This is a genomic window from Streptococcus thoraltensis DSM 12221, assembly GCF_000380145.1.
Taxonomy (GTDB): domain Bacteria; phylum Bacillota; class Bacilli; order Lactobacillales; family Streptococcaceae; genus Streptococcus; species Streptococcus thoraltensis.
In genome coordinates this window covers 1-4667 of record NZ_KB904616.1, presented here as the reverse complement: position 1 = coordinate 4667, position 4667 = coordinate 1, and the positions used below count along the sequence as shown (strand labels likewise).

At 36.4% G+C, this 4667-nt stretch carries 5 protein-coding genes, 1 rRNA gene and 1 pseudogene; 3 read left to right on the top strand and 4 right to left on the bottom strand.

Translation table 11 applies throughout. The features are described 5' to 3' along the window. Positions 1–169, bottom strand: a 16S ribosomal RNA gene (locus tag A3IA_RS0108060); the annotation flags it as partial. Between the two features lie 517 nt (positions 170–686). Between A3IA_RS0108060 and A3IA_RS13695 the strand changes: the two are divergent. Then, positions 687–984, top strand: a pseudogene (locus A3IA_RS13695) (transposase); the annotation flags it as partial. Positions 985–1079: 95 nt separating this feature from the next. On the opposite strand, the gene hpf reads toward A3IA_RS13695, so the two are convergent. The 3 genes from hpf to A3IA_RS0108045 all read right to left on the bottom strand — a co-directional run bounded on the left by hpf (position 1080) and on the right by A3IA_RS0108045 (position 3669). Further along, entirely contained in the window at positions 1080–1628 is a 549-nt protein-coding gene (gene hpf, locus A3IA_RS0108055) for a ribosome hibernation-promoting factor, HPF/YfiA family (RefSeq protein WP_018380818.1), read from the bottom strand. An 80-nt stretch (positions 1629–1708) separates the two neighbouring features. Then, positions 1709–2371, bottom strand: coding sequence for a ComF family protein (locus A3IA_RS0108050; protein WP_018380817.1), 663 nt, complete (start codon positions 2369–2371; stop codon positions 1709–1711). Continuing rightward, positions 2368–3669: an ATP-dependent helicase ComFA gene (locus tag A3IA_RS0108045; RefSeq protein WP_026217627.1), complete on the bottom strand. Its 1302-nt coding sequence runs from the start codon at positions 3667–3669 to the stop codon at positions 2368–2370. Before A3IA_RS0108045 ends, A3IA_RS0108050 begins: the two co-directional genes overlap by 4 nt. A 46-nt stretch (positions 3670–3715) precedes the next feature. Between A3IA_RS0108045 and A3IA_RS0108040 the strand changes: the two genes are divergently transcribed. After that, positions 3716–4345: a YigZ family protein gene (locus tag A3IA_RS0108040; protein WP_018380815.1), complete on the top strand. Its 630-nt coding sequence runs from the start codon at positions 3716–3718 to the stop codon at positions 4343–4345. A gap of 103 nt (positions 4346–4448) precedes the next feature. After that, a partial coding sequence (locus A3IA_RS0108035) for a helix-turn-helix domain-containing protein (RefSeq protein WP_018380814.1) occupies positions 4449–4667 on the top strand: 219 nt, incomplete at its 3' end.

Genomic DNA, 4667 nt, shown 5'->3' with positions numbered 1-4667 from the left:
TCCAATAGTTATCCCCCGCTTAAAGGTAGGTTACCTACGCGTTACTCACCCGTTCGCGACTCATTTATACCAATTGTAGCAAGCTACGGTAGTTATAAATGCGTTCCACTTGCATGTATTAGGCACGCCGCCAGCGTTCGTCCTGAGCCAGGATCAAACTCTCATTAATTTTTAAGATTTTGAGTTCCCACTCGTGTGTCTTTCTGACGTTTTCTCTTTTTGACAGGTTACTTTCGTAACCCGCACGTTTGGTTTCTTTATCCAGTTTTCAAAGGTCTTACATTGCCTCTTACGAGACAACTTCTTTATTCTATCAACTGTTCCTTTAAAAGTCAATAAGTTTTTCTTATTTTTTTCAAAAACTTTTTTCATCAGTTGGTTACTCAAACAGCAACTTTTATATCATACACCATCACAATATGTTCTGTCAACAACTTTTTTAAAAAAATAAAAAACTGAGAAAAAAGCTCGGTTATTCTTGTTATGTGACTTCAAGTCCGTTTCACTCTGAAGGTGTGAAACAATAAACGCCCCACATAGCGGGGGCGCACTGATGGTTAAACAAAAACTCCTAACGCGATACTATAAAGTGTTCAATCCTGTTGCATAGCGAAAGGGGTAAAGTATGGCACCTAGCTTATTTCACACGAAATGAATGTATAAATATCACGTCGTCTTATAGATGAAAACACATCTATAATCAATACCGAAGCAGTTTGGAAGAAATTTTTCACAGTATGAAAGTGTTAAAATCATTGGTGGCTATGAATGCCAGACAATGTTCATATGTTAGCAAGCATTCCACAGTGACTGAGGAGCGCAAGTTGCGTGGATTATTGGAATGGTACGAGTGCCCTCATGATGTGTGATAAACATGTTAATCTCAGATATAGATTTTGGGACGTTACTTTTAGCTGAAAGATATTATTCAGTACCGTTGGTCTTAAGGAAGTTAGGATAAAGAAGGATGTTCAAGAGCAGAAGGCTTGAACAAATGTAAAAGCCAGCGTCTTTGGGCGCTGGCTGGTATTATGGGCTTGTGGCCCTTGTGCAAATCACTCGTTTGACGAAGAGTATGATTATTTAGCTTCGATTAAGCCATATTCACCATCTTCACGCTTATATAAAACATTGGTCTGACCATCTTCTGAGTCTGTGAAGATAAAGAAATCATGTCCTAGCAAATCCATTTGCAGAATGGCTTCTTCAATATCCATTGGTTTTAAATCAACATGCTTTGTTCTTACAACACGTGTTTCTGAACTTTCTTCAGCAGCTTCCGTTTCAAACTCAGCTGTAAATACTTGAGCTGTAGGTACTTTTTCACGATGTTTTTTCGCAATTTTGGTTTTGTTTTTGCGAATTTGACGTTCAATTTTATCAACAACTAAATCAATTGAGCCGTACATATCTTGTGAGACATCTTCTGCACGTAGAGTTACTGACCCAAGCGGAATGGTTACTTCAACTTTTGCTGTTTTTTCACGATACACTTTTAGATTTACTTTTGCATCTAATTCTTGTTTTTCATTGAAATATTTTTCAATTTTTGCAACCTTTGATTCGACATAGTTACGGATTGCATCTGTTACTTCGATGTTTTCGCCACGGATACTATATTTAATCATAAGATACCTCTTTCTTGCGCTTTAAGCGCTTTCTATACTTATATTATATCGCTTTCATGAAAATTTGCAAGTTTTAAAATTCATCTCGCTAAACTAAAACTAGCTACTTCCTTGACGCCAATCTCTTTCAATATTTCCTTAGCTAAAAATATGGTATGCCCTGTTGTATATATATCATCCACAATAAGGACTTTCATAGGAATATCTACACCTTCTTTCCGATTGAAAACTTGTTCTGAATTCATTCTTTCTTTTTTATTTTTTGTTGTTTGTGAGACAATGTCCTTTTTTTCAAGTAAAGTTTGGTAAGGAATTTGGGCTGCTTCTAGTAAGGCTTCAACTTGATTGAACTTCCTTGTTTCCATTCTTTGCTGACTTATGGGAATTGGAACAATAGTATAATCCTTGTAACATTTTAGGGACTGTCTAATATCTGTAGAGAATTGCTCCGCTAAAAGATAGTCACCTTGAAATTTGAACACCGAAAAATAAGCTTTCATCGCTTGATTGTAAACGTAGAGACTTTTATGATTAACCTTATTTCCCTTGCTTTCCCAATTCCAACAATCTTGACATTTCTCTAATTCTGATTTTTTATAACAAGTAGAGCAATGTTTGTCTCCAATCTTTTCAAACAGATTTAGACATTCTTTACAAGTTTGAGCCTTCATTCTTTTGAGCAGCAATATTGATGTAAACTCTCTCTTTTCATTTATGTCTTTATGACACATCTGACACTTCATTTAAAGCCTCCTAAGCAGTTCATTTTTTGTATTTCTTGCTTTGTTTTTTTGATAGATGTCGTTAAACCATCATGGAAAAAGAATAGATCACCAGTAGGCCTATCGAGCGATCGTCCAACTCTCCCAGCTATTTGAATAAGGCTAGAGCTATTAAATAATCGGTGATGCGCCAATAAAACAAAGACATCAACCTTAGGAAAGGTTACCCCACGTTCTAAAATAGTTGTTGAAATAAGAATTCTTAGTTCCTCTTTTCTAAAACTTTCTACTTCTTCTAATCGATTTAAACTGGTACTTGATACAAATCCTATGCTGGTTTTTGGATACATGTGACTAAGAATTCCAGCTATTTTTTGACCGAATGAAATGTCTGGGATGAATATCAAAAGGGGGTACTCGGTCATTAACTGCCTATCGATATATTTCTTTAACTTTACAGGAATTTTCCCTGCTTGTACTTTTTTCTCTAATTTTGTTAGCCAAATCGTTTTTGGCACAACTAGTGGATTGCCATGAAATCGTCTTGATAGTGTTAATTTTCTCAATTGACCTTTTTTCACTTGTCTGTCTAATGCTGCTGTGGAAGTTGCAGTCATAAAAATTGTTAATCCGTCATCTTTTTTTGCTGTTTTAACGGCATGATAAAGTGTTTTGTTATCGACATAGGGAAAAGCATCTACCTCATCAACTAATATGAGGTCAAAGCACCTGTAAAACTTTAACAGTTGATGAGTAGTGGCAATAACTAATGGTGCACCACTGTATGGTTCAGAATCACCATGTAACAAATCTATATGGCAAGCAAAATCTTGGCTTAAGCGTTTATACAATTCTATACAAACGTCAATTCGAGGACTGGCTAAGCAAACTTGTCCTCCCTCATTAATCACTTGAGCTACGACTTCATAGATCATCTCAGTTTTTCCTGCTCCAGTAACTGCATGAACAAGGCTATCCTCTTTCTTTTTGAGAGCTTTGATAAGGCCGTCTGAAACTTCTTTTTGATATTCGGTCAGTTTACCTTGCCATCTTAAACAGTCTGTTTTAGGAAAATTTTTGGGTGGAAAGTAATAGAGATAATCGTCTTCAATTAATCTGCCTAATAAAATACAAGAACGGCAATAGTGCTTTCCATCTGGTAGGCGCCAGTCATTTGGAATCTTTTCTGCACATCTAAAACAGCTAAGATTAACGTTTTCTTTGGTAAAGGCGGGTATTCTTATAGCCATCTCTTTTTCTTCCAAAGTGACATCTGAACCAGCAAACCAGCAACCACTCTTTTCTTTTATTGTTTTCATCATCTATTTATTCGAAGTTCTGCCAAGCTTATGGTAAAATTTTTTTATGAATTATAAAACAATCAAAGCAAATAATATCACTGAAGAAGATATCAAAAAGTCACGTTTTATCTGCCATCTCAAACGTGTCGATAGTGAAGAAGAGGCTCGTGAATATATCGCTGCTATCAAAAAAGAACACTATAAGGCAAACCATTCTTGTTCTGCTATGATCATTGGAGAAAATAGCGAAATCAAGCGTTCTAGCGATGATGGAGAGCCAAGTGGGACTGCTGGCGTTCCTATGTTGACGGTACTTGAAAAGCAAGAGCTCACTAATGTTGTTGCTGTTGTCACACGTTATTTTGGTGGCATTAAACTCGGGGCAGGCGGACTTATACGTGCGTATGCTGGCAGTGTCGCACATGCACTCAATGAGACTGGATTGATAGCCGTTAAGGAACAGGTTGGACTACAGATTAATCTAACTTATCCTCAATACCAAACCTTTGCTAACTTCTTAGAACAAGAAAATTTGGAAGAGTTCAATACGCAATTTCTTGATCGTGTGACCAGTGATATCTACACTGACGAGGATAGGCTATCTGATATTCAAGACGCTTTAATAGAATTTTATCAAGGTAAGGTTTCTTTCCAAAAAATTGATTCTAAGATTGTTGAAATACCTCTTTCATGATGATTAAAAGTTTTAAAATGAAGTTAGCCACTTAAAAGTATGAAAAAACACCTCAGAGAGATATAATTGTAATCACCACAAAAACAATTAGAAAGACTCTGAGATGCAAGACTATTATACACCAAAAGGAAAACATTTAACACTATCAGACCGTAGAAATATTGAACGTTGGTTACATGAAGGGTGTTCCAATCGTGAAGTGGCTAGGCGACTAGATAAAGCTCCTCAAACCATTCATAATGAGGTCAAGCGGGGGCTAATTCTCCAACAAGTGCGTCAAAGTAGGTTCAAAAAGGTCTATTCAGCCGACAGAGCTCAGATG

Excerpts from the sequence above, each read along its gene's own strand:
- A3IA_RS0108040 (WP_018380815.1), top strand. The coding sequence starts at position 3,716 with ATGAATTATAAAACAATCAAAGCAAATAATATCACTGAAGAAGATATC.
- A3IA_RS0108045 (WP_026217627.1), bottom strand. The coding sequence starts at position 3,669 with ATGAAAACAATAAAAGAAAAGAGTGGTTGCTGGTTTGCTGGTTCAGAT.
- hpf (WP_018380818.1), bottom strand. The coding sequence starts at position 1,628 with ATGATTAAATATAGTATCCGTGGCGAAAACATCGAAGTAACAGATGCA.
- A3IA_RS0108050 (WP_018380817.1), bottom strand. The coding sequence starts at position 2,371 with ATGAAGTGTCAGATGTGTCATAAAGACATAAATGAAAAGAGAGAGTTT.